Source organism: Leptothermofonsia sp. ETS-13 (assembly GCF_049200465.1).
Taxonomy (GTDB): domain Bacteria; phylum Cyanobacteriota; class Cyanobacteriia; order Leptolyngbyales; family Leptolyngbyaceae; genus Leptothermofonsia.
In genome coordinates this window covers 3,644,816-3,667,708 of record NZ_CP120836.1, presented here as the reverse complement: position 1 = coordinate 3,667,708, position 22,893 = coordinate 3,644,816, and the positions used below count along the sequence as shown (strand labels likewise).

Genomic DNA, 22,893 nt, shown 5'->3' with positions numbered 1-22,893 from the left:
AGCGGTAGTCATTGTGGTTAGGACAGGGTGCAGGGGTGGAACCCCTGGCTGGGGGCGAAGCCCCCACTCCCTCTCTAATCCCAATGTCCTAATGCACCCGCATAGAGCTATACCTACTTAACGTGAGTTCAGGATAAGGAGGGACGGAATAGATACAGTTGATAAGCTGCTCCTGCGCCGACGGGCAGTGGTTGAGTCTGTGATTGATCAGTTGAAGAACATTTCTCAGATTGAACATTCTCGTCACCGTTCTCCAGTTAACTGCTTGGTCAACTTAGTCTGCGGTTTGATTGCCTACTGTCATCAGCCGAAGAAGCCTTCACTCATTCTTCACTCATTATTGATACTGCTTTGCCTGCTTCTGCTTAACCCGAACTGACGTTAACTTCTTCCTTTACCGAATCCAATCTTTGAGCAACGCCTGTCTACGAGGATGGCGCAGTTTACGCATGGCCTTTGCCTGAATCTGACGCACACGCTCTCGTGATAGGTGATAGAGCTCACCAATTTCGGTCAGGGTATAGTGCTGTCCATCGGCGAGTCCAAATCGGAGTTTGATGATGTCTCGTTCGCGATCGCTCAGGTGATTTAAAACGGAGTTGAGGCGATCACACAGCAATTTGTGATCCAGGTGTTCGTTGGGAGCAACGTTGTCTGAATCCTCGATCAGTTGCATCAATTCTGTATCTTCTTCCCGCCCGACCCAGGCATGGAGTGAAAGGGTGCCCTGACTTACATCCAGAACCTGTTCCAGCTTATCTTCATCCAGCTCAAGGGCAGCGGCGAGCTCCTGCTTAGTTGGTTTACGCCCCAGTTCCTGCGAAAGTACCTGACGGGCTTTGCGAATTTGGTTCAGCTTTTCAACCATGTGAACTGGTAGACGGACGGTACGAGATTGGGAAGCGATCGCACGGGTAATTCCTTGCCGAATCCACCAGTATGCGTAGGTCGAAAATTTATAGCCACGCTCGTAATCAAACTTTTCAGCGGCACGCATCAATCCCATTGCACCTTCCTGAATTAAATCGAGGAAAGGAACGCCACGGTTGAGATATTTTTTGGCGATCGAAACTACCAGTCGAAGATTTGCTCGAACTAATTTCCGTTTTGCTTGCTCTGCCCGTGGTCCCCCCTTTGCAATTTCCCGAGCCAATTCAATTTCTTGTGCCTGGGTTAACAGTGGGTAGCGTGCCATTTCGCGCAAAAATAGCCCAACGGAATCATCGGTAAGGCCCAGCCGTTCTGCTTTGGTTGGTTTATAGGAAGACTTATCTTTGACTGAATCGACCGCTTCAATGTCCTCAATTTCGGTTAAATCGATCGCGAAGTCGATATCAGCAATGGGATCCGATTCAATAACATCTGTTTTGCTCGGATCAGAAGGCAAATTGGCACTCATACTCGCTCACATACACTCTCAGGAATTGGCGTAAAATTGCCTCCAACTTTAGCAAACATTTGCGAATGTGTTCACCTTTTCTGGAAGTTTTTTTTGAATTTTTTTGTGTGTTCGGTTGAGCATTTGCAAGTTTATAACAAGTTCTTAAAATTTTGCACCATTTGCTGAAACCTGTGCAGAATTTATAGATTTATCCAATTAGAGCCTGGCTTATCGATCAGGTTTTAAAAACAGTTGGGCGATCGCATTTCTGGGAGTTTGATTTAAGTAGATAGGCATAATTAACTGTATGAAGGGGGAGTGGGGCTGCGCCCCGGCAGGGGGTGAAACTCCCTCTACCCCCGAAATCATCCTCAATTTAATTGCGTCTATAGCAGTCCTAAATCAGTTGTGAGATGGAGAGGCTTTTTGAGAAGGACTTCCTGCGGAACTTCTTCTCACAATCCAAATAGGATCGCTATAGCTAAGTAGGTAGTCATCATTAATTGGTAAAGGGGGGAGTGGGGCTGCGCCCCCACGCAGGGGTGGAACCCCTGCACCCCGTTCAAATTTCAAAAAGGATCGCTATAGCTACTTATCTGTGGAATTTGATTGAACGCGTAGAGTAGGTAGAATTGCTTTCTTTTCTCCTGGCTCTGGAGTGGTTGTTTGAAGCCTGTCTGGCGGTTAAAATCACAGAATCATGAATGAGCTGGTTCGCTTGAAAGCCTTAACTGTAGAGCATGGGAAGTGGATCAGGATGTGATTTAATAAGTACCAACTCCCCCTGGTTATGAAAAATGGCAATCCAACAATGGCTCGAAAGACTCACAAACAGCTTAGTCTTTTTGGCGTTTGCTTCAGAAGTTGCGACAGGTGGAATGATTCGCTTGATATTGTTTCAACCGTTGCAGTCTCTGCGAGCTGAGTCCCCGGCACTGGCCGCCAGTCCAAAGGCACTTCAAGTGCAATTGGCGAAGACCCTCTCTGGGCATGGCAATACGGTGAATGCAGTGGCAATCGCCCCTGACAGTAATACGCTCATTAGTGGCAGTAGCGATCGCAGCATCAAAATCTGGAACCTGGAAACAGGTGAGGTACTCAATACCCTCTCTGGTGGAAAGGTTAATGCTCTGGCGGTGAGCCCCGATGGGCAAACCATTATTCATGCTGGGACAGATAAAACGGTCAAGCTTTGGAGATTGAGTGACGGCAAATTCATCCGAACGATTGATGGGTTTACCGGAGTGGTGCGGGCAGTGGCTATCAGTCCCGATAGTAAAACTTTTGCCACAGGCTCGCTGGACAAAATGGTTCAACTTTGGGATATGTCCAGCGGCGAGCGATTAACCACCCTGACGGGGCATGGCGACTTTGTCACCTCTGTGGCTTTTAGTCCGGATGGGCAAACGCTGGTTAGCGGCGGTGGAGGAACGGACAGAACCCTTAAAATTTGGGATCTCACAACAAATCAACTACGGCAAACCATCCGGGCTCACCAAGATTGGATCCTCTCGACGGCTATCAGCCCCGATGGCCGAGTGATCGCCAGTAGCAGTGCCGATAAGACGATTCGCCTATGGGACCTCTCCACTGGAAATCGACTCCGCACGCTGACGGGTCACAAAGATTGGGTGCGATCGGTCGTCTTCAGCCCAGATAGTAAGGTGCTTTTCAGTGCCAGTAAGGATGGGACGATCAAGCTTTGGAGTGTAACTACGGGTAAGGTGTTGCATACTTTAACGGGACACAGCAAACCCATTCTGGCGATCGCCCTCAGCCCTGATGGAAAAATCCTCGCTAGTGGCAGCGAAGACCGCACGATCAAGATCTGGCAGATGGGAAAGGGGCGTATCTAGTAGATGAGTACTTATCCACACATTGATATCAACTTTGATATATAGCTTCTGTTGTGAAGCACCAGTTACCGCAGGCTTTCACGCCGGGGTTTGACGGGTTGCAAGTCGATGGTTAGCTGGCGAGTGACGACGTGGCACTGGTCTTTGTTAACGTTCACTCCCATCATCACGAGTGTGGCGTATCCATCTCTTGAAACAGTAACAGTGTAGTGACCTGGACGTTCAAAGGCTCCACCATAGATCATCTGTCCGGCGGCGGTAATGCCATTGAGTTCCAGGGTCTCCTGAAAAGAGCCGTCTCTTACCGTAACCGTTGCTTCGAGGGGTTTGTGGGTTCTGGAATCGGAAACGGTGACAGTAATGGCAGGTTCAATGCTGGGGGGTACAAGGGGTCATGGCTTGGGGCTCCGGCTGACTGGGGATGGGGGCGATCGCAGCAGCAATCAGCGACATAAGGTATTGAACGAAATTCAACATATTTAGTTCCCGGTTTCGTACCGGTTTTTTTAGAGTTGTTAAGTCGCTAGGCACGATTAAATTAAGGATAATCTTGGGGGTGGAGGGGGTGAAACCCCCTGCCTGGGGGCGTAGCCCCCACTTCCTCCTTCTGGCACCTATAGCTCTACACAGGCGCCAGAAGGAGGAAGTGGGGGTAAAGAGTGAGAAGTTTTGAGTTGTAAGTTTTCGCTTCACCTCTCACTCCTCACTCTATTGCCTGTTGTGCGTTGCCTGTCGCCTGCTACTTGACTAACAACCAACAACTAACAATTGCCCTACTCCCCTCATTCTTCCTACCTGAACAGGGATGCTCCGGAGTAGAGATTGGCAAGATCGTATTGGCGACCCAGAGTGTAGGCGCGACGGACGGCGGCATCGGCGTTGACCAGACCACTACCGAAGGTATTGTCTCGACCGGCTGTTCCCAGATCCATGGCGGTGTCAACCATGACCTGGCGCAGTTGACCGCCATCCAGGTTGCCGTTGACGCTCCAGACGAGGGAGGCAATTCCTGCCATGTTGGGGTTAGCAGCAGAGGTGCCGCCAAAGGTGCGCAGGTTACCGAATTTATCCATAGCCGGAGAGTTGGTTGCCGCCACCATGGTCAGGTTAGAACCTCGATTGGAGTAGCTGGCGAGATCGACGGCAGAAGCGTTGGTCAGGCCATTGACTGTTGCAGTTCCCGTCCGCTGCAAGGCTCCAACTGACATAACGTTACTGTGCCCGGTTTGCAGTTTAGCCACTCCGCTAACGCTGGTCAGGTAGTTGGAGTCGGACAGGTTGCCGCCGGGCCCTCCATTACCGGCTGCGATCGCGAAGAAGGCAATGTCTGAATTATCTTGAATCAGTTGCTCCAGTTGGGCCTGGGTGCCGCCGTTGGTGAGCCAGCTTTCACCCTGAATGCCACCCTGGAACACGACGCGCTGGTTACGGGCACGGGCATAGGCGATCGTATCTTGAATAGCTTGCTGCAAATTCACGCCGCTGTACACATCAGTCACATATACATTGCTGTTCCAGTTAATACCAGCCACACCAGAACTGTTGTTTGCCGTCGATGCCATCACGCTGATGGCACTGTGTCCGTGTCCATAGTTGGCGAAGTTGTCATCATCGGTGGAATCGGTGATAAGGCGACCCGTGGAAATGTCAGTAATTCCGCCTGTTGCCCCCGCTGCGGTCAAAATTCCGGTATCCAGCGAGGCCAGTAAGACATTACTGGAACCCCGGCTAAAGCGCCAGGCGCTGCTGACATCAGAGACATGCAAGTTCCACTGCTGGTTGTAGAACGTGTCATTAGGACGTACCTGCAATTCCAGCGTAGAGCCATCGCTAAAACGGAGATTTTCGATGCCCTGGAAGTAGATCTCCCGTCCGTCGGTGAGGGAGAGGTAATCAAACGCGGTGCCGCCAAAGAATGCCTGATTCCAGGTGGAATTTGTGAGTGGGTTGAAAGAAACGAGGCTGAGCCCGTTGATGCTGGCAATGCTGGAGCGAGCAATGCCTAGGTTGAGGGTATCTGTTCCACCCCGTCCTAAAAAGACTGCACCTGTTCCCGCAGCCGCTGAGTAATTCAGGGTTTCACCTGCGAAGGTGCCATTGGTTCTGGCCCAGGGCACCACTTGAATATTTTGGGTTGCGGAGATGAACTCGGTGCCGCCAGTGGTGAGGGCGACTGCCCGCAGTTGGTAGTCACCAGTTGTAATACCGGAAAAACTGGACAGATTAATGAGCCCATTGGTCAGACTGGACCCATACCATGTGCCAAGGTTGGTAACGCTGCTGCCGTTGATGGCTTCTAAACGGACACTGGCGATCGCTGCGGTTCCGGCCAAATTGTAATTGAACCGCAGTGCCCCATCCTCAAATACGCGGTAAAGGGAACCATCATTGGCCGCATCCGATACGCTAAAGCTAGCAAACTGGTTAACTGGCGTTCCCGTCAGGTTCAGGGTGTAACTAGTCGCAGCACCGCCAAACGGATAAACCCGAACAAAATAAGTGCCGTCCTCCAGCCCACTCAGGCTAATGGATTCCGAAAAACTGCTGCCCAGGGTAGAACTGGCAATCACTTCACCCACATCTACCGTGCCATTAAAGTTGGCATCTCGAATGAGTTGCACATCCGCATCGGCGCTCAAACCGCTGAGCGACAGGCTAAAGTTGCTGTCCGTACCCAGGCTAAAGCGGTAATAGTCATTGGCGTCATAGAAGTAGCTGGAATTGCCACTGACCCAACCCGAAAAACTGCGGCTACCATTCAACGTACGCAGGTTGTAAGCATTTCCCAGGGTATTGTTGGGTTCTGTCGCCCAACCCAATCCGCTATAAGCGGTCAGGCTGAGGTTATAGCTGGTGCTGCTGGTGGTGCCACTCCACTGATAAACCTGGGCAAAGTAACTGCCTGCTCCCAAACCCTGGAGGTTGATTGACTCGGCTGTGCTGCCGCCATTGGCTGAGCGGATAATCTCCTCGCCAATGTCAACGATGCCGTTGCTGTTTGCATCCCGGATGATCCGGACATCCGCATCGGCACTCAAACCATTTAATGCCAGGTTGAGGTTGCCAGTGCTGCCCAGATTAAAGCGGTATACATCAGTGGTGTTGGTGGTGCTAATGAATCCGCTGGAGTTGCTGGCAACACCCGAAGTCAACGTTCCCAGGTTTGTTTCGGTGGGCAACAGGTTGCTGGGGTAGTTGGCAGAAATGTTGAGAGTGTAGTTGGTATTGCCACTGTACTGGTAGACGCGCACATAATAGTCTCCAACAGCCAGAGACGCCCGGTTGATGGCTTCGTCACTGGTGCCTCCCTGGTAAGACCCAGCAATCAGATTGCCATCGCCATCCAGAAGCTGAACGTCAGCATCGGCGGTCATTCCAGTGAGGGACAGGTTGAACCGTGTTGTGGCGTCAAGGTGAAACCGGAAGTAATCCCGGGTATCGCTGCTACCGACAAAGTTGACAGCGGTGCGGAGTCCTTGCAGTGTGCCCAGGTTGTTTGCCCCAAAGGTGTAGTTATCCGAAAAGAAGGGATGGATAGAGATGGAATCAATCAGATCGGTGGAAATGATTGAAGTCGAGATGAAATCACTGATTCCCGGTGGGTTATTGGGCGGAGGCGCACTGGAGCGCGAAATTTGAGGAATGTCCTGAAGCGCATCGCTGAGTCCTGGCAATGCTCCAGGTTTGAGCAAAGCCGTAGCCTTAGAGCCCAGGGAACCCGCATTAGGAGTGTAAGGATTACAAACGTCGAAGCGATTCGTCGATTTATCGGGGGCAAACATGCTTTACCTGCCTTTGTCAGAGTCGGATGGATAAAACGAGCACAGGGAACCCATGGCTCCTGATGGCTCCATCGCTGGGCCTGAGAGCCGTTGAGGATTTGTCTGACTCGAAGACAGGAGTTTTGCTAAAAGTTATATATCTTTACAAAGTTGGCGATACTGGCTCTAGTGCAGGATGGCAGAAATAACTGCTCAGTTATGATGTGGATGGGTAGATGAGTGGATGGGTAAATGGATGTTCATCCAAACAACTGATGGAAAACTTCTGCCATAAAGCTCTATTGGGTTGCATCGACGGGGGCGTGGGGAATCGCTCTCTCGCCATTTCTTGAGGTCTATAGCTGTCGTCAGGTTGCTTAGGACATTGGCTTTAGGGGGGCTTCGCCTCCACCGGGAGTTTTCCACCCCCTGTACCCCGTCTTGAGCCTGGTGGCTATAGTTCAACCGCGAAACTCCCAAGGTCATCGAAATTTTTCCATAAGAAAAGGCTGATAGATCAGTATTCCTGCTTCTATCAGCCTCTTGTAATTTAAGGAGCGTTTGAAGGCTCTACCGCGAGTGGAGGTTATTTGGATTCAGTGAAGTCAGCATCGATAACGTCATCATCACTGCTACCTCTTGAAGAGGGCGGTTCATTACCAGGAGGAGGGGAGCCTGCACCGTCAGCGCCTCCGGTCTGCTGGTAAATGCTGCTGCCAATGGTGTAAAGGGTTTGCTGAAGTTCGGTCATTAGGGACTTAATCCGATCAAAGTTTTCCTGGGCGATCGCATCCCGCAGGTCTTTAATCATGCCCTCGACTTTAGTCTTGTCGGCGGCGGGCACCTTGTCTCCCAGTTCGCTCATCTGTTTTTCAGCCTGGTAAGCCAGAGAGTCTGCCTGGTTCTTCAGGTCGATTCTCTCGCGCTTTTCGCGATCAGCAGCAGCGTTCATTTCGGCTTCGCGCACCATCCGTTCAACATCCTCTTTCGGCAGGGTGGAAGCACCTGTGATGCTGATGGATTGTTCCTTACCGGTGCCCTTATCCTTTGCAGTTACATTTAGAATGCCATTGGCATCAATGTCGAAGGTAACTTCGATCTGGGGTACACCGCGGGGAGCTGGAGGAATCCCATCCAGACGGAAGGTACCCAGGCTTTTGTTATCGTTAGCCATTTCCCGCTCACCTTGCAGGACGTGAATTTCTACATTGCTTTGCCCATCTACTGCCGTTGAGAAAACTTCGGACTTTTTGGTAGGAATGGTAGTATTGCGAGGGATGATCTTGGTCATCACGCCACCCAGAGTTTCCACCCCTAGAGAGAGGGGAGTGACATCCAACAGCAGGATGTCTTTCACTTCTCCAGCCAGCACCCCAGCTTGAATCGCTGCACCCACGGCAACGACTTCATCCGGATTAACGGTCTGGTTGGGATCTTTAGCCAAGAGGCGCTTAACAAGTTGCTGTACTGCCGGGATCCGAGTTGAGCCACCCACCAGTACCACTTCATCGATCCGGCTCTTGTCTAGTTTGGCATCACGGAGTGCATTTTCAACCGGGACGCGGCAGCGATCAATTAGATCAGAGCACAGTTCTTCAAACTTCTGACGGGTCAACACCATATCCAGGTGTTTGGGGCCGTCTTGAGTAGCAGTGATAAAGGGCAAATTCACTTCTGCTTGGGTTAAGCTGGAAAGATCAATCTTGGCTTTCTCGGCGGCTTCAGTTAGGCGTTGCAGAGCTTGCCTATCCTTTCTCAGGTCAATCCCTTCTGCTTTTCTGAATTCCTCTGCTAGATAATCCACAATCTTCTTGTCGAAGTCATCACCACCTAAGTGGGTGTCACCGGAAGTCGCCAGAACTTCAAACACGCCATCGCCCACTTCCAGTACCGATACATCAAACGTACCACCACCCAGGTCAAACACTAGAATCGTTTCGTTGCTCTTCTTGTCGAGACCGTAGGCGAGAGAAGCCGCGGTGGGTTCGTTGATAATCCGCAGCACTTCAATACCCGCAATCTTACCTGCGTCTTTGGTTGCCTGACGCTGAGAGTCGTTGAAGTAAGCGGGAACGGTAATGACTGCCTGAGTTACCTGTTCACCCAGATACTTACTGGCATCATCAACCAGCTTCCGCAATACCTGGGCAGAAATTTCTTCGGGTGCAAATTGCTTGCCAACGGCAGGACACTCCAGCTTCACATTGCCATTGACATTCAAAACCTTGTAGGCGACTTCGGTTGCCTCGTGGGTGATTTCGTCGTACCGACGACCAATAAATCGCTTGACGGAGTAAAACGTATTCTCCGGGTTCATTACTGCCTGACGCTTGGCGATTTGACCGACAAGGCGATCGCCATTTTTTGCAAATGCAACGACCGAGGGCGTGGTGCGAAAACCTTCAGCATTAGCAATGACAGTGGGCTTGCCACCCTCCATCACCGCGACGCACGAGTTAGTTGTACCTAAATCAATTCCGACAACTTTTGCCATTTGTGCTTTGGCTCCATCACTACATAAGGGAAAAATTTTAAGAGGGTGGCAATCCGCCAGCAAATTCGATGCAGGGTTAAAGTAAGCCGGGTTAGAACTCAGCTAAAACCGAGACAACCCCAACATCAAGAGCAGACCTTAGAAACTGCACATAATGCGCCTACTCTCTATAGTGCGTGTGGTTGCCCAATCTGATGAAGGCGTATTTACCGTACCTGCTTGGACGGTTCGGAAAGAGAAAGTTGTTAGTCGTTAGTTGTGGCGTTGCTGAATTCGGATATGAAATAGGTGCAGTATGCTCGAAACTTCGTTTCGATGCATACTGCTTTTCAGCAACGCCTTAGTTGTTGATTGTTAATCAGGTGAGGGGTCAAGGAGTTTTGAGTTCTGAATTCAAGGCTAAAGGGGATGGAATGGAGTGATGGAGTAGGAAGTAATGGAGTAAGAGAGTAACCGAGTGAAAGCATGGCTTATGAAAGCATGGCTTACCTAATCGCCCATCCACTTATCCACTCATCATTCCATCACTCTCCCACCTATCCACTTCTCGTTTCATTAAGTAACCGGACAAAATTAAATTGAAGATAGATTCGGGAGTGGAGGGGGTGGAACCCGTGGCCTGGAGGCGAAGCCCCCAGACCCTCATGTTGCAAAATTTAGTGTTTGCAACACGAGTGGATCACCGAAGGAACTTTGCCTAGTTGTCTGAACCCGTAAAAACCAATTTAACGGGGTGAAAGGTTGGCAACCCTTCAAAATCTCCTTGGCAGACTACGAGTTCTTAGTGACTTCTGCCCACACGTCGCCTTCGGCTGGCTCAGTTACAGTCTGGGATTTACCATTGGAACTGGCTTCTAAAGCAGGTTCGGTTGCGACACCACTTAAATTAACTTTCACGACTTTGGGGCGATCAGCTTCGAATTTAGGCAGAGAAAGAGTGAGGATACCATCTTTGAGTTCGGCTTTCACCTCGTTGTTACGGATAGCAACGGGTAGTGGAATGACACGATGGAAGCTGCCATAACGAAACTCAGAACGAATAACCCGGCCTTCCTTAGATTCAGTTTTGGTCTTGTACTCGCCAGAGATAGAAACGGCTTCGCGAGATACCTGGATGTCCAGGTCTTGAGCATTGATACCAGGCAATTCAGCGCGCAGAACCAGTTCTGTATCGGTGCTCTTCAGTTCGATCGCTGGTGCCCAGGCATTTCTGTTGCCATTGCTAAAAGAGGCACCACGAGTCACGGGAACGAACTCATCAAATAGCTGGTCCATTTGTTGGCGCAAGGTTTCCATTTCTTGCCAGGGTTGCCAGCGAATGATTGCCATAGGGGGATGACCTCCAACAGTGGGTGAAATAGAAAGTGGGTGAAATAGAAAAAAGAAGCCAGATCCATTGACTTTGTGTTGATGTTTCTAATGTAAAAAAGATCGGAATAGGCCGCATTGAGGCAAACCGTAAACTTCTGGTTAGGGTTCCCGATTCGGAACTAAGTAGGTAGCCATTAAGTAGGTAGCCATAATTAATTGAAGGCGGGAGTAGGGTTTCACCCCCTCCACCCCCGAACTTAGCCCTAATTTAATTGCGCCTAATACCGCGCGGCGGAAATGGGCATATCCTGAAGGAATCGGTGTTGGAGGATTGAGTCTGATGCCTGGTCCTGCCCTTCCCGCCCTGATTGTGAGTGAATCCGAGCGTCGTGAACTAGAGCAGTTGGTGAAGCGACCAAGTACGCCCCAACAACTGGCATTGTGAGCGCAGATCATTCTGCGTGCCAGCCAGGGAGACAGCCAAGGTCAGATTGCTCGAGAGCTCGGCTGAGTTGCCAGTGTCGGAGCGCTTAGCCGATGCCCCCCGTCCCGGTGCCCCCGCCACGTTTACCTTGGAGCAAATCACTCAACTCTATGCCCTCGCTTGTGCCCCGCCCGAGCACTCTGGACGCCCCATCAGTCACTGGACCCCTCCAGAGTTAGCTGATCAACTGGTCAAACAAGGCCTTGTGGCGCGGATCAGTGGTCGCCATGTCAGGCGTTTGTTAGCCGAAGCCGAACTGAAACCGCACCAGAGTCCCTACTGGCTTCATCCCCCGACCTGGACTTTGCCACCAAAGTCCAAGACATCTGCCAGGTCTACGAACAAGCGGCTGCGCGGGCCGAACGTGGGGAGATGACCTACAGTCTTGATGAAATGACGGGCATCCAAGCCTTGGAGCGCGTGATGCCGGATATTGAGATGAAACCCGGACGCTGTGTGCGGGTGGAATTTGAGTACCAGCGTCATGGCACCCAAAGCCTGATTGCCACCTTGAATGTCGCCACTGGATGCATTGACCAGGCGACTGTGGGCGACACCCGAACCGAGCAAGATTTAGCGGCTCATCTCGACGCCCTACTCGCCCAAGTCACCGATGCCCCTAAAATTCATCTGGTCATGGACTGTCTCAACACCCACCAATCGGTAGCTCTGGTGCCACTGGCGGTCGCCCTGGAACCCGAACCACCGCCGTTAGGGCGCAAAGGCAAATCCGGCATCCTGAAATCGATGGCCACCCGGGCTGCTTTCTTGAGCAATCCACAGCACCGCCTGGTCATATATTTCACCCCAAAGCATTGCTCCTGGCTCAACCCAATCGAAATCTGGTTCTCCATTCTCAGGCGCAAGTGGCTGCGACGGGCCAGTTTCACTAGTCAAGCTCAGCTCAGCGCCAAGATTCTTGACTTCATCGACTACTTCAATCGCACCATGGCCAAACCTTTCAAGTGGAACTATACGGGCAAGCCTCTGACCTCATGACAGCTATGTGTTGTTATGCCGCTGGGTACTAGTTACTTACTCTATGCTGATGGGTTAGACTGGCGAGAAAGAAGTTGGCGGGTGAGGGCGATCGCTTCTTCTACCTCGTCGGCTATAAATATCTGATTGTTTGCTAACTGTTGAAAAAATGCCTGGCTTTCCAGACTGGGATTTAACAAAATAACAGGTTTGCCTGCTTTCAGCGCCAGAGCCACCTCAGAAGCAGTGCCTGCACCCATCCCACAGGCAATGATGACATCACTGGAAAGCACATTAATATTGTTGCGGGCACTACCCATTCCCGTGAGGATTGGAATGTCTACAGCCTTGGAGAGGTGCTGGCGATCGCTCGCTGGCAGAATACCCACAGTCAAACCATTGACACTTTTTGCGCCCTGGTTAGCGGCATCCATCACACCAGAATTGCGGCCACCGGTCAGCAAAATCCAACCAGCTAAGGCAATGTGTTTGCCGAGTTGATACGCGGCCTGGGTTTCCTGGACGGTTGCTCCTTCACCGGGTCCCATGACCCCAATGATTGTTTTACTCATGGCAGTCCACCAATCCAGTAGGGGCCATTACATTAGTATCCTTACATGCGAAACCAATATTTCTGGTACACCATCATTGGCATCATCTGCATATGGTAAGCAGACAAATTTGTTCAGGCTTCTCATCCCTGAGTGTTGCTAATGTGAAGAACCCCGATTTCCCTACTGAATCAGTCGATCCTGAGTCAGCATTAGTTAAGGAAGTCACGAATCCAGACATCCTCAATCGCTCCCAATTTGATTTCTGGAAAGATTAATCTCAGAAAAATTTTCTGGTTCTCGGGAAAGATTTTGCCTGAGTGTCGTCAGTAAGAGCGTGAAGAAGTGGAAAGATTTGGTGAGAGGAGTTTGAGATGAGAGGTGAAATTGCCCTACTAACTCTGGGAGTCTGTTTAGGCTCAATTGGTTTGAGTGATTATGGGGGGGGGCAGGCAAACCCCTCCTCAACAGCGCGAACGGTAATGGGTGTAATTGCTCAACGTCCCGCTCCTGCCCAACCCAACTATAACTGTAGAACCCGTGAGACCTGGAATTCCCAAAAACAAGCCTGGTGCCAAAAAGTAGAGAAGCTCAAGAAAAACTAATGATTCACCGTCTGGCCAGCCGGTGCAGCCAGATATAGTCTTCGCCTTCAGGCGAACATTTTGTTTGGATGAGTGAGTTGGAGTAGTGAAGGTTCGCTCCAGAAAGATCGTTTCGGTATCCAGAGGAGGTCCACTCACCATAGGGATCGTTGACAAAAAATCCGTACTGGTCGTAACCGCGCACGACAATGATGTGTCCGAAATCCGTGAAGTAACCGTGGATAATACAGGGACGGCCTTCGGCGATCGCTTTCCGAATGTCGTACAGCCTGCCCCGCTCAGTATAATCGTCCACTAATCCGTAATTACGAGCCATGGTTGCCAGATCGTAGGGATCCCAGCGGCTCAAACCGTTGTTTTCCATATATCGGTAAAGCTCATCCTCCAACTGCCCAACTCCGGTAGTTCCTCGGATTCGAAAGTAAGCCATCACCATGGCGAAGGAGGTAACATTACAGGCTCCAGAAGGATTCAAAGCATTATCCAACTGGCTCTTGTAGGGAACGTTCAGGCGAACCGTGACGGGTAAGCCACCCGGATTGGGGGTAAGGGATTGGGAAATAGGTACAGGTTGCGGTTGGCGATTGATGAATTGAAGGTGGGGAGCGTAGGCATACCAGGTGTTGCGGGGTGGGGTTCCAAGGTTATCCCACAGAAGGGCTAACTTAAGATGATTGCTACTGGCCGTGGCCCAGGATTGGAGATTGAAAATTCTCCCGGCGGCGATCGCCACTTTATCCTCAGGGGGTAACTGAGAAGCATCTGCGATGGACTGCTTAAGGACTGTGTTTTGAATCACCCGGATGCTGGGTGGCCTGATCAGTTGAATATGAGGAATATAGGCACACCAGGTATTGCGAGGTGGAGTGCCTAACGAATCCCGCAGCAGCGCCACTCGAACGTGACTTGGATCAACAACTTTCCAGGAATGAATGTCAAATACTCGACCGGCTGCAACCTCAACTTTATCTTCTGAAGGCAACTGCGAGGAGGGCTCGCTGGTGCGTTTGAAAAGGGTGGTTTGAGTGACTTTCAACTGGATGGACATTGACCTGGCTACTCAATATGTACTTTTGTAAAAAGATTTGCGGTTTAGCGGGTTAACCGCTATCTATAGTAGGTACGTTGCCAGGTAAGACTAGATATAGTGTTTTAGGAATTGACCGCACTAGTTTCACTTTTCATCTACCAACCTCCTACCTGGCGCAAGGAAACCATTAGCCACTAAAGATTAGGACAATGAACTATCAACAGCAACTCAATCCCTGGGTAATTCACAAATTATTACCGAATCTGAAGCAATTGACCGTTACACGCTTTCGGCGTCGCAACGATGCAGAAGCCTACCTCCGTGTTCTAAAACAAACCCAACCCCATGCTAAGTTTGCCATCACCTTTGATGTGGGCCAGGGCGAGGTTAGCCAGCCCAGCTAAATCATGTCATTGGTGTTTGCTGTGTTTGCGGAGTGTGGTGTTGAAAAAATTGAATAGGATTCAATGCTTAATGCGTCCAAAGCAAAAGCATGGTCTAGCAAATCAATTCTCGTTCTGCCAGGCCCTCTGCCTATGTCACAATATAAGCCGCTACGGGTGGTGGACATGGCAGCGCAGTTGGGAGGAAATTCGTCCAATTTTTCGACTCTCGGCATCCTGATCGTTCAACGGATTGCCGAGAGTCCTCGTTTCAGGATTCCCTTTTTTGAATTTATGGAACTGGCGCTGTACCATCCGCTTCACGGTTACTACGCCAGTAGTGCTTCACAAATTGGTACGCGGGGGGATTTCTTTACCTCTCCCCATTTGGGGGCAGACTTTGGAGAGCTACTGGCTGAGCAATTTGTTCAGATGTGGGAAGTCATGGGTCAGCCACACCCCTTTCTTCTGGTAGAAATGGGAGCCGGACAGGGACTTCTGGCATCCGATATTTTGGGTTACGTGCAAAAAAGCTACCCCTCATTTTTTGAATCACTGGAGTACCTCATTATCGAGCGGGCAGCGGCTTTAATGGTGGAACAGCGGCGGCAATTGAAACCTCTGGAAATGATGGGAAATCGCTTGCGATGGTGCCGGTTTGAAGATTTGCCTGCGGAATCGATTACGGGTTGCTTTTTTTCCAATGAGTTGGTGGATGCCTTGCCTGTTCATCAGGTGATTCTGGAAACGGGGCAGTTGCGAGAAGTATATGTAACGGTACAGCCAGAAGCTGAGGCAGAAGTCCCGTTTGTTGAAGTGGTGGGTGATCTGTCTACTCCATATCTGGTGAAGTACTTTGATCAGGTGGGCATTAATTTGTTTTCTGGTGCTTACCCGAATGGGTATCGAACAGAAGTAAACTTGGCCGCGCTGGATTGGATGACCACCGTGGCCGAGAAACTCAAGCGTGGTTATGTTTTAACCATTGATTATGGATATACGAGCGATCGCTATTACCACCCGATGCGATCACAGGGAACCTTGCAGTGCTATTACCGTCATAGACATCATTCCAACCCCTACATTTACGTTGGGGAGCAAGACATCACTGCCCACGTAGACTTTACAGCCTTGCAACGGCAGGGAGAGCGGTGGGGGTTGCGCACTCTTGGCTTTACAAAACAGGGTATGTTTTTGATGGCGTTGGGGTTGGGCGATCGCCTCGCTGCCCTGAGCCAATCTGAAACCAGCGATCCCCAAGCCATCGTTGAAATCCTCCGCCGTCGAGATGCCTTGCAACAGCTTGTTAATCCGGTGGGTCTGGGTAACTTTGGTGTTTTAATTCAAGGCAAAGGCGTGGAAAATAATGAACCCCTGAAAGGTCTGCGGCAGGAGTAATGCTCAGTTATCTGCCACGGTTTTGGGATCCACAATGTCCAGTCGTACCGGCGCAACCCCGGTCTGGATCAAACCCAGTACCCGTGCGGCTGCCGTAGACAGATCAATAATCCGGTTGCCGTGAAAGGGGCCGCGATCGTTGATTCGCACGATGACCGACATACCATTGTCCAGATTGGTCACCCGCACCCGGGTGCCAAAGGGTAAACTCCGGTGGGCTGCCGTCATCTTGTGTTGACTGAAAATTTCGCCGCTGGCGCTCTGGTTGCCATCAAAGCCAGGACCATACCAGGATGCCATTCCGCTCAGGGCAATTCGGAAGGGCCCGATGGAAACTTCTGTTCGACGGCGGGGTTTGCCGGTGACCTCGGATAGGGGGTCAGCGTTGCCTAATAAACGGCGGAGGCGATTGGTGGCCTGGAGGGCGTCACTCTCCAGGTTGCGGGTGGTGTCCGGCAGGATAGTGTTGGAATCAACCACAGCCAGGGTTAGATCACGGGCTTTGATGACATAGCCTGATTTTGCTTCCCAGGCCACGGTGATATTTTTGGCGTCAAACCCATCACGGTTGAGCTGATTCAACCTGGCAGCGATTTCCGATGCTCGCCACACGGCGTCTCCCTGAGTTGCCTTTACCTCTTTTGGGGGAGAAGCAGAGGAGGTTGGATTTTGGCTGGCTTCTGGAGCAGATTCGAAAGACGATTCCTGCTGATTTGAAGTAGCCAGCCCTTTGTCCTGGATCCCCAACATGGAAGTGTTGGGCTGCTGAACTCCCATTTTGACGCCTTCGGAGGCAGCTTTTGTAGAACTGAGGACGGTCAGAACGGGAATATTGCGGACATAGAGGGTTGCTGCTTTGCGCCCCGCGAGTTCATGGGCATGAACTTTGGCGATCGCCGCCCCATTGGCTTCAGTAGCTGGTTGAGACGGCTGCTCTCCTAGCTTAACCACCTCACTCGACAGGTCGAGGGCCGGGTTAGAAGATTGGTTGGAGGCTATTTTGAGATTCGTCTCAGAACGCTGGTCAACTGCTTCAGAAGAATTGGCCTTTCCTGCGAGGGGAAGACCAACGGTTGAAATCAGCAAGGTCGCAGTTAGACCACTTAGAAGTTTTTGATTCATACACTCATGTGTGAAGGGCATCTGCTGCGAGAAAGCGAGGCCGATACAACTGGGCATGACACTCAATTGGCTGGCACAGCACTAACTCGTACTCGTTCCGTGTTCACTCCGGAGTTTCAGAACTGCAACAGATTATCACGAAGTTTTTCCATTGGGGATCAGGGATCCTACAAATCCACTGTGAAGTTCATTAAACCTTCTTGAACCTAAATTAGGTTCAATCCGTTACTGAGCAAAGGTTTCACCAGTTTCTTTCATTCCAGAAACTTTACAGTAACTTTATGAAATCTTCATACTTTTTGTGCCGATTCTTTGACAGAGGCTCTGGAACGGGGAGCGGTCCTGGTTGCTATCTCCGCCTGGTTCTCGGATTGGCTCTGAGCCAAGTACAATACAACCTACGCAAATGGCTCACCGAAGCGATGGGCACCGTTTGGCTAGAGAATAGGATAAAGGTTGGGGATGCGGCAGATGCAGAAGGGGCTAGGGGTTAGAAGGGAGCAGAGGGCATGGATTACCGCGAAGCGGGGGTAGACGTTGAAGCGGGCCGGGCGTTTGTAGACCGGATTCGGCGGATGGTGAACAGTACTGTTCGACCAGAGGTTGTGGGCGGTTTGGGTGGGTTTAGTGGCCTCTTCCAACTGCCAGCGGGCTATCAAGAGCCAGTTCTTGTGTCGGGAACGGATGGAGTTGGCACAAAACTGAAACTGGCACACAGCCTTGATCGCCACGATACTGTTGGCATAGATCTGGTGGCAATGTGTGTCAATGATGTGCTAACCAGTGGCGCAGAGCCTTTGTTTTTTTTGGATTACCTGGCAACGGGACATCTCAACCCCGCTCAGCTGGAGCAGGTCATTGCAGGGATTGTGACAGGATGTCACCAGGCAGGATGTGCCCTCTTAGGTGGCGAAACGGCTGAAATGCCTGGATTCTACCAGGCTGGGGAGTATGATCTGGCGGGTTTTTGCGTTGGCATTGTGGAAAGGCGCCGACTCCTGGACGGATCTCAGGTGCAGGTGGGAGATGTAGCCGTGGGTTTAGCAAGTCAGGGTGTTCACAGTAACGGTTTCAGCTTGGTGCGGAAGATTGTCCACGATCGCGGCTTCGACTGGAGCGATCGCCCCCCAACACTGGGAGGCAAAAGCCTGGGAGAGGTTTTGCTGACTCCTACGCAAATTTATGTAAAGCCTGTCTTTGCTGCTCTCCACCAGGGGTTGGAGATTCACGGGATGGCGCACATTACGGGGGGTGGACTGCCAGAAAATCTGCCCCGTTGTCTGGGCACAGGTCAGGCTATTAAAATCAATCCTGATTCCTGGGTGGTTCTGCCAATTTTTGAATGGCTGGCAAGAGAAGGTAATGTGAGCCCTGCTGCTATGTTCAATACATTTAATATGGGAATTGGATTTGTTGTTTTAGTTCCCTCTGACCAGGTAACAGAAGCTATCCACTATTTTGAGTCTCAAAATATCCCCGCTTATGCAATTGGGCAGGTAATCTCTGGGCAGGGTGAATTAGTGGGTTTACCGGAGTAGTACAGTGCCCAAAGCTCTTAAAAAGTTTGGCCAGCACTGGCTTCGGAGTGAAAAGGCTCTAAGTAAAGTTGTTGCGGCAGCAGAGCTAACGACGGGCGATCGCGTATTAGAAATTGGCCCTGGTACTGGTATACTCACCCGCCAATTATTGCCTTTAGCTGAGTCAGTTATTGCCGTAGAAATCGACCGGGATTTGTGTGAAATTTTGACTAAAAAGTTAGGAAAAATCGAAAATTTTTTGTTGCTACAAGGGGATTTTCTCACGCTGGATCTAAATGCACTTTTACAACCCTTTCCCAAATTCCAAAACCCCAACAAAGTGGTTGCCAACATTCCCTATAACATCACAGGGCCGATTCTGGAAAAACTGCTGGGCACGATCGCCCGTCCCAATCCCCGACCCTTTGAGGCGATCGTGCTGCTGGTTCAGCGGGAAGTCGCCCATCGCCTGACGGCAAAACCCGGTTCTACCCAGTTCGGTGCGCTGTCTGTCCGGGTCCAGTATCTGGCAGAGTGTCAATTTATTTGTGAGGTTCCCGCCAAAGCCTTTCAGCCACCACCCAAAGTGGATTCGGCAGTGGTACGCCTGCATCCCCGCCCGATTGATGTACCTGCCCAGGACCCGTGTCAGATGGAAACTTTAATCAAACTTGGCTTTTCCAGTAAGCGCAAAATGCTGCGAAACAATCTGAAAAGCCTGATTGACAGTGACCAACTGAGCCACTTGCTGGAACAATTGAATGTAAACCCCCAGTCTCGTGCCGAAGATTTGAGCGTCGAGAACTGGGTCGCGCTAAGTAATGAATTTGATGCGTTCCTACTCGCTACTGGCTCCCGCCAAAATTAATCTCTACCTGGAAATTCTGGGCGATCGCCCTGATGGCTTCCATGAACTGATCATGGTACTCCAGAGTGTGGATCTGGCAGACCAGATTGAGATTTGTGCCAATGGTACGCAGACCATTCACGTCCGCTGTGACCATCCCCAGGTACCGGGTGACAGCAGTAATCTGGCCTATCGGGCAGCGGCATTAATGAGTCAACAGTTTCCAGACCATTTTGCCCGTCTAGGTGGAGTGGATATCTATATAAATAAACAAACTCCAGTAGGTGCCGGAATGGCGGGTGGCTCCAGCAATGCCGCCGCCGTTCTGGTGGGGATTGACCTGCTGTGGAATTTGGGATTGACCTACGACGAACTTCAGGACTTGGGTGCCCAGTTAGGTTCGGATGTGCCATTTTGTATTGCAGGAGGCACAGCCCTGGCAACGGGACGTGGCGAAAAGTTGGATGCCTTGCCTGGGCTGGACAATCTGTATGCAGTGCTGGCCAAGTACCGCACGCTTTCAGTGTCCACACCCTGGGCCTACAAAACCTACCGACAGAAGTTTGGCGATTCCTATTTAAAGGAGACCGCGCTTGACCAGCGGCGGCAGCAAGTTCATGCAGGTCCCATGATGGCCGCGATCGCCCACCGCGATGGAGCCCAGATTGGCAAATTGCTGTACAACGATCTGGAAAAAGTGGTGCTGCCCGAATATCCTCAGGTTTTACAACTGCGGGAAACCTTTCAGCAAATCGGTACGCTGGGCACCATGATGTCCGGTTCTGGCCCCACTGTCTTTGCCCTGGCAGAGTCGCAAGCGCAGGCAGAGCACATCAAGCAGGAAATGAGAGCAAAGATTTCCGACCCCGACTTAGACCTTTGGGTAACCCGCTTCCGGCAGGCTGGGATTCAGGTTATTGAATAAGTAGCTAGGCGCAATTAAATTAAGGATAATTTTGGAATTAAGGATAATTTTGGGGGTGGAGGGGGGGTGAAACTCCCTGCCTGGGAGCACAGCCCCCACTCCCCCGTTTACAAATTAATTATGGTTAATTATGGCTTAATTATGGCTACCTACTTAGCTGGGGAAGAATAAAGCCACCCTCAAACATTCCCATAGACGGGAACGGCTGCACCTCGTATATCACGAGCTGCTTCTGAGGCTAAAAAACAGATAACCTCTGCCAGCGATTCGGGTTTTACCCATTGGGAAGCATTTTCTGCTCCCATTGCAGCTCGATTGGCTGGAGTATCGATAACACTGGGTAGAACAACGTTGGCAGTAATGTTAGTGCCTCTGGTTTCGTCGGCGATCGCCTGTGTCAATGCCACCACTCCTGCTTTTGATGCACAATAAGCTGCCAGTTGCCCAGCGGGTTGCACTGCGCCTCGCGACCCGGTGGTCACAATTCGCCCGTAGCCATGCTCTAGCATTCTTCTGAGGCTATGTTTACAAACCAGAAAGGTCGTAGTCAGGTTTAAGTCAAAGTCCTGTTTCCATTGTTCCAGGCTGTATGCATGGGTTGGACCCATGGAAAAGCCGCCTACCAGATGAATCAGTACATCCACCTGCTCCATGCTGTCTACTAGCTGCTGCACTGCTGATTCGTCCGTCAAATCCACCGCGACAAATTGAATCCGGGTGAAGTCGGCAGGAGACAAAAAGCCTTTCAGCCGCTCCACTTCTTTAGGATTGTGATAGGGAATCGTGACCTCCGCTCCCCGTGCCAGTACAGTCGGTGTTACGCCCAGACCCAGCCCACCTGTTCCACCTGTTAATAGAACTTTCTTACCTTTCATAGATCTCCGAGTTCTGTGATGAATCGCGATCGCTTCCTACATTTTGCATGGAAGCCGGAGATCGGGAGAAATCCAGGGGAGATGAGGAGCGATCGCTGCTTGTAGCAACTACTACTCAATCAACTGAAGCCTGACATGGTTATTTAGCACGGTAGGACATCCTCCAGGCGGAGATGGAGTTGCGGAAAAAGTGGTGAAGTGAGGACCGGTTGGTTCCATGTTGATGAGTTCTCCATCCGCTAGCTCGTAGCGGGGATTGTCTTGATACTGGGAAAGAAAAGCTTCAAAGGTCAGTGATTTGGGAGAAATGAAGGCCATCCTGGCACTTTCCTAAGCGGAGTTGTTTTGGATCAATTTTTCGTCAAGCCATGTTCCAGTGCATAACGAACCAGTTCGGTGCGACTGTTGGTACCTGTTTTGCTGAACAAACGACTAACGTATTTTTCGACATTCCGAACGCTAGTATCAAGGCGACGGGCAATTTCTTTATTCATCAAGCCATCAACGACCAGTTCCAGAACGCTTTGTTCACGGGGGGTGAAGTCGATTTTGATGGGAGTGGGAGACTGGGCGATCGCGCCTTTCTGCATCAGCATTGCTCTAATTTCTGCCATTTGGCGGGCCAGTTCAGCGATATTGTGCCCCTCATCGGAAGCGGCTGCATCTCTCAATGCACTCTGTTTTTCCAACAAATTAGTGACAATCGCCACCAGTTCATCGGGATCGAAGGGTTTGGAAAGGTAAGCATCAACTCCAGCGTTGTAGCCCTGGATGCGATCGGATGTCATGCCCCGTGCTGTCAAAAACACAACGGGTAGAGTTTTAAACTGGGGTTCTTCCCGAAGCTGCTTCAAAAACTGATAGCCATCCACCTGGGGCATCATAATGTCGGTAATCACCAGATCAGGAAGCTTTTGGTGAGCCAGTTCCAGCCCTTCAGTAGCATTGCTGGCAACATCAACGGTAAATCCGCTGTCTTCAAGGTAGGCCTGCACTGCCTCACGCAGGCCCGGTTCGTCATCGACTAACAACAGTTGACCAGCCATCTGGAACCCTTTCTTCTAACTCCTTATAGACCTATTGTAACGATAGTCATTAGTGCAACTGACTAAGTTTTCTCTTTCGTTATGGTCTCAACTATACTCCGCAACATCATGCTCAACTTAGTACTACAACGAAACATCTGGCAACCGACCTTATAGTTTCAAGCGACGACAATGAGACAGGGAGGTCGGATAAGTACATCTTGGGTGGTACTGAAGCACTGCGATCGCCCAGCCAGGTTCAAAGGCTTGGCGAGGAAGCCCACAAGCGAGAAGTAAATAGACCGATGGCAAGCTCAACAATGGCATTTTTTAGAAGTTTGCATTTTAAA

At 50.8% G+C, this 22,893-nt stretch carries 20 protein-coding genes and 1 pseudogene; 11 read left to right on the top strand and 10 right to left on the bottom strand.

All coding sequences use genetic code 11. The features are described from left to right. Nucleotides 1-157: 157 nt before the first annotated feature. Nucleotides 158-379, top strand: a pseudogene (locus tag P4D80_RS16655) (transposase); the annotation flags it as partial. 15 nt (nt 380-394) lie between these two features. Here P4D80_RS16655 and P4D80_RS16650 read toward each other — a convergent pair. Next, on the bottom strand, nt 395-1,387 hold the full coding sequence (locus tag P4D80_RS16650) for a sigma-70 family RNA polymerase sigma factor (RefSeq protein WP_421655136.1): 993 nt from the start codon (nt 1,385-1,387) through the stop codon (nt 395-397). 872 nt (nt 1,388-2,259) lie between these two features. Between P4D80_RS16650 and P4D80_RS16645 the strand changes: the two genes are divergently transcribed. Beyond that, nucleotides 2,260-3,237, top strand: a complete 978-nt coding sequence (locus P4D80_RS16645; protein WP_421655134.1) for a WD40 repeat domain-containing protein — start codon at nt 2,260-2,262, stop codon at nt 3,235-3,237. A gap of 209 nt (nt 3,238-3,446) precedes the next feature. Beyond that, a complete protein-coding gene (locus P4D80_RS16640; protein WP_421655133.1) occupies nt 3,447-3,692 on the top strand; it encodes a hypothetical protein in 246 nt (81 codons plus the stop codon). 336 nt (nt 3,693-4,028) lie between these two features. Here the strand turns inward: P4D80_RS16640 and P4D80_RS16635 are convergent, their stop codons facing one another. The 3 genes from P4D80_RS16635 to P4D80_RS16625 form a co-directional block, all read right to left on the bottom strand. Further along, nucleotides 4,029-7,019, bottom strand: coding sequence for a pre-peptidase C-terminal domain-containing protein (locus P4D80_RS16635; protein WP_421655132.1), 2,991 nt, complete (start codon nt 7,017-7,019; stop codon nt 4,029-4,031). A gap of 565 nt (nt 7,020-7,584) precedes the next feature. Continuing rightward, nucleotides 7,585-9,492 (bottom strand): molecular chaperone DnaK, encoded by a 1,908-nt coding sequence (dnaK, locus tag P4D80_RS16630; protein ID WP_421655131.1) that lies wholly within the window; start codon nt 9,490-9,492, stop codon nt 7,585-7,587. A gap of 771 nt (nt 9,493-10,263) precedes the next feature. Beyond that, complete coding sequence (locus tag P4D80_RS16625; protein WP_421655130.1) at nt 10,264-10,821, bottom strand: Hsp20/alpha crystallin family protein; 558 nt, start codon at nt 10,819-10,821, stop codon at nt 10,264-10,266. 500 nt (nt 10,822-11,321) lie between these two features. On the opposite strand from P4D80_RS16625, the gene P4D80_RS16620 reads away from it, so the two are divergent. Then, nucleotides 11,322-11,663 carry a helix-turn-helix domain-containing protein gene (locus P4D80_RS16620; RefSeq protein WP_421655129.1) on the top strand — a complete coding sequence of 114 codons (342 nt, stop codon included), beginning with the start codon at nt 11,322-11,324 and terminating at the stop codon, nt 11,661-11,663. Continuing rightward, nucleotides 11,660-12,286 (top strand): transposase, encoded by a 627-nt coding sequence (locus P4D80_RS16615; RefSeq protein ID WP_421655128.1) that lies wholly within the window; start codon nt 11,660-11,662, stop codon nt 12,284-12,286. Before P4D80_RS16620 ends, P4D80_RS16615 begins: the two co-directional genes overlap by 4 nt. Nucleotides 12,287-12,327: 41 nt before the next feature. Here the strand turns inward: P4D80_RS16615 and P4D80_RS16610 are convergent, their stop codons facing one another. Then, nucleotides 12,328-12,837 carry a TIGR00725 family protein gene (locus tag P4D80_RS16610; RefSeq protein WP_421655126.1) on the bottom strand — a complete coding sequence of 170 codons (510 nt, stop codon included), beginning with the start codon at nt 12,835-12,837 and terminating at the stop codon, nt 12,328-12,330. A 353-nt stretch (nt 12,838-13,190) separates the two neighbouring features. Between P4D80_RS16610 and P4D80_RS16605 the strand changes: the two genes are divergently transcribed. After that, nucleotides 13,191-13,421, top strand: coding sequence for a hypothetical protein (locus P4D80_RS16605; protein WP_421655124.1), 231 nt, complete (start codon nt 13,191-13,193; stop codon nt 13,419-13,421). Between the two features lie 4 nt (nt 13,422-13,425). On the opposite strand, the gene P4D80_RS16600 is transcribed toward P4D80_RS16605, so the two are convergent. Beyond that, complete coding sequence (locus P4D80_RS16600; RefSeq protein WP_421655123.1) at nt 13,426-14,469, bottom strand: C39 family peptidase; 1,044 nt, start codon at nt 14,467-14,469, stop codon at nt 13,426-13,428. A 191-nt stretch (nt 14,470-14,660) separates the two neighbouring features. Between P4D80_RS16600 and P4D80_RS16595 the strand changes: the two genes are divergently transcribed. Beyond that, nucleotides 14,661-14,855 (top strand): hypothetical protein, encoded by a 195-nt coding sequence (locus P4D80_RS16595; protein WP_421655122.1) that lies wholly within the window; start codon nt 14,661-14,663, stop codon nt 14,853-14,855. 132 nt (nt 14,856-14,987) lie between these two features. Further along, nucleotides 14,988-16,232 carry a class I SAM-dependent methyltransferase gene (locus P4D80_RS16590; RefSeq protein ID WP_421655121.1) on the top strand — a complete coding sequence of 415 codons (1,245 nt, stop codon included), beginning with the start codon at nt 14,988-14,990 and terminating at the stop codon, nt 16,230-16,232. Nucleotides 16,233-16,235: 3 nt separating this feature from the next. Here P4D80_RS16590 and P4D80_RS16585 read toward each other — a convergent pair whose 3' ends face one another. Then, nucleotides 16,236-17,354 carry a septal ring lytic transglycosylase RlpA family protein gene (locus P4D80_RS16585; protein WP_421655119.1) on the bottom strand — a complete coding sequence of 373 codons (1,119 nt, stop codon included), beginning with the start codon at nt 17,352-17,354 and terminating at the stop codon, nt 16,236-16,238. A 509-nt stretch (nt 17,355-17,863) separates the two neighbouring features. On the opposite strand from P4D80_RS16585, the gene purM reads away from it, so the two are divergent. From purM to ispE, 3 genes are read left to right on the top strand one after another with little or no spacing between them, the layout of a single operon-like run. Then, nucleotides 17,864-18,892, top strand: coding sequence for a phosphoribosylformylglycinamidine cyclo-ligase (gene purM, locus P4D80_RS16580; RefSeq protein ID WP_421655118.1), 1,029 nt, complete (start codon nt 17,864-17,866; stop codon nt 18,890-18,892). 4 nt (nt 18,893-18,896) lie between these two features. Beyond that, nucleotides 18,897-19,739 carry a 16S rRNA (adenine(1518)-N(6)/adenine(1519)-N(6))-dimethyltransferase RsmA gene (gene rsmA, locus P4D80_RS16575; protein WP_421655117.1) on the top strand — a complete coding sequence of 281 codons (843 nt, stop codon included), beginning with the start codon at nt 18,897-18,899 and terminating at the stop codon, nt 19,737-19,739. Then, nucleotides 19,693-20,643 carry a 4-(cytidine 5'-diphospho)-2-C-methyl-D-erythritol kinase gene (ispE, locus tag P4D80_RS16570; protein ID WP_421655116.1) on the top strand — a complete coding sequence of 317 codons (951 nt, stop codon included), beginning with the start codon at nt 19,693-19,695 and terminating at the stop codon, nt 20,641-20,643. The genes rsmA and ispE overlap by 47 nt, the downstream gene beginning before the upstream one ends. 179 nt (nt 20,644-20,822) lie before the next feature. Here the strand turns inward: ispE and fabG are convergent, their stop codons facing one another. The 3 genes from fabG to P4D80_RS16555 all read right to left on the bottom strand — a co-directional run bounded on the left by fabG (nt 20,823) and on the right by P4D80_RS16555 (nt 22,564). Further along, on the bottom strand, nt 20,823-21,518 hold the full coding sequence (fabG, locus tag P4D80_RS16565; RefSeq protein ID WP_421655115.1) for a 3-oxoacyl-ACP reductase FabG: 696 nt from the start codon (nt 21,516-21,518) through the stop codon (nt 20,823-20,825). Between the two features lie 111 nt (nt 21,519-21,629). After that, complete coding sequence (locus tag P4D80_RS16560; protein WP_421655114.1) at nt 21,630-21,836, bottom strand: hypothetical protein; 207 nt, start codon at nt 21,834-21,836, stop codon at nt 21,630-21,632. Nucleotides 21,837-21,868: 32 nt separating this feature from the next. Continuing rightward, on the bottom strand, nt 21,869-22,564 hold the full coding sequence (locus P4D80_RS16555) for a response regulator transcription factor (protein ID WP_421655113.1): 696 nt from the start codon (nt 22,562-22,564) through the stop codon (nt 21,869-21,871). Between the last annotated feature and the right edge of the window lie 329 nt (nt 22,565-22,893).

What these genes read in the sequence shown, in the direction of transcription:
- P4D80_RS16625 (WP_421655130.1), bottom strand. Translation starts at nt 10,821, where the DNA reads ATGGCAATCATTCGCTGGCAACCCTGGCAAGAAATGGAAACCTTGCGC.
- P4D80_RS16590 (WP_421655121.1), top strand. Translation starts at nt 14,988, where the DNA reads ATGTCACAATATAAGCCGCTACGGGTGGTGGACATGGCAGCGCAGTTG.
- dnaK (WP_421655131.1), bottom strand. Translation starts at nt 9,492, where the DNA reads ATGGCAAAAGTTGTCGGAATTGATTTAGGTACAACTAACTCGTGCGTC.
- P4D80_RS16615 (WP_421655128.1), top strand. Translation starts at nt 11,660, where the DNA reads ATGACCTACAGTCTTGATGAAATGACGGGCATCCAAGCCTTGGAGCGC.
- P4D80_RS16600 (WP_421655123.1), bottom strand. Translation starts at nt 14,469, where the DNA reads ATGTCCATCCAGTTGAAAGTCACTCAAACCACCCTTTTCAAACGCACC.
- P4D80_RS16595 (WP_421655122.1), top strand. Translation starts at nt 14,661, where the DNA reads ATGAACTATCAACAGCAACTCAATCCCTGGGTAATTCACAAATTATTA.
- P4D80_RS16560 (WP_421655114.1), bottom strand. Translation starts at nt 21,836, where the DNA reads ATGGCCTTCATTTCTCCCAAATCACTGACCTTTGAAGCTTTTCTTTCC.
- P4D80_RS16555 (WP_421655113.1), bottom strand. Translation starts at nt 22,564, where the DNA reads ATGGCTGGTCAACTGTTGTTAGTCGATGACGAACCGGGCCTGCGTGAG.
- P4D80_RS16635 (WP_421655132.1), bottom strand. Translation starts at nt 7,019, where the DNA reads ATGTTTGCCCCCGATAAATCGACGAATCGCTTCGACGTTTGTAATCCT.
- P4D80_RS16585 (WP_421655119.1), bottom strand. Translation starts at nt 17,354, where the DNA reads ATGAATCAAAAACTTCTAAGTGGTCTAACTGCGACCTTGCTGATTTCA.
- ispE (WP_421655116.1), top strand. Translation starts at nt 19,693, where the DNA reads ATGAATTTGATGCGTTCCTACTCGCTACTGGCTCCCGCCAAAATTAAT.
- fabG (WP_421655115.1), bottom strand. Translation starts at nt 21,518, where the DNA reads ATGAAAGGTAAGAAAGTTCTATTAACAGGTGGAACAGGTGGGCTGGGT.
- P4D80_RS16605 (WP_421655124.1), top strand. Translation starts at nt 13,191, where the DNA reads ATGAGAGGTGAAATTGCCCTACTAACTCTGGGAGTCTGTTTAGGCTCA.
- P4D80_RS16610 (WP_421655126.1), bottom strand. Translation starts at nt 12,837, where the DNA reads ATGAGTAAAACAATCATTGGGGTCATGGGACCCGGTGAAGGAGCAACC.
- purM (WP_421655118.1), top strand. Translation starts at nt 17,864, where the DNA reads ATGGATTACCGCGAAGCGGGGGTAGACGTTGAAGCGGGCCGGGCGTTT.
- P4D80_RS16645 (WP_421655134.1), top strand. Translation starts at nt 2,260, where the DNA reads ATGATTCGCTTGATATTGTTTCAACCGTTGCAGTCTCTGCGAGCTGAG.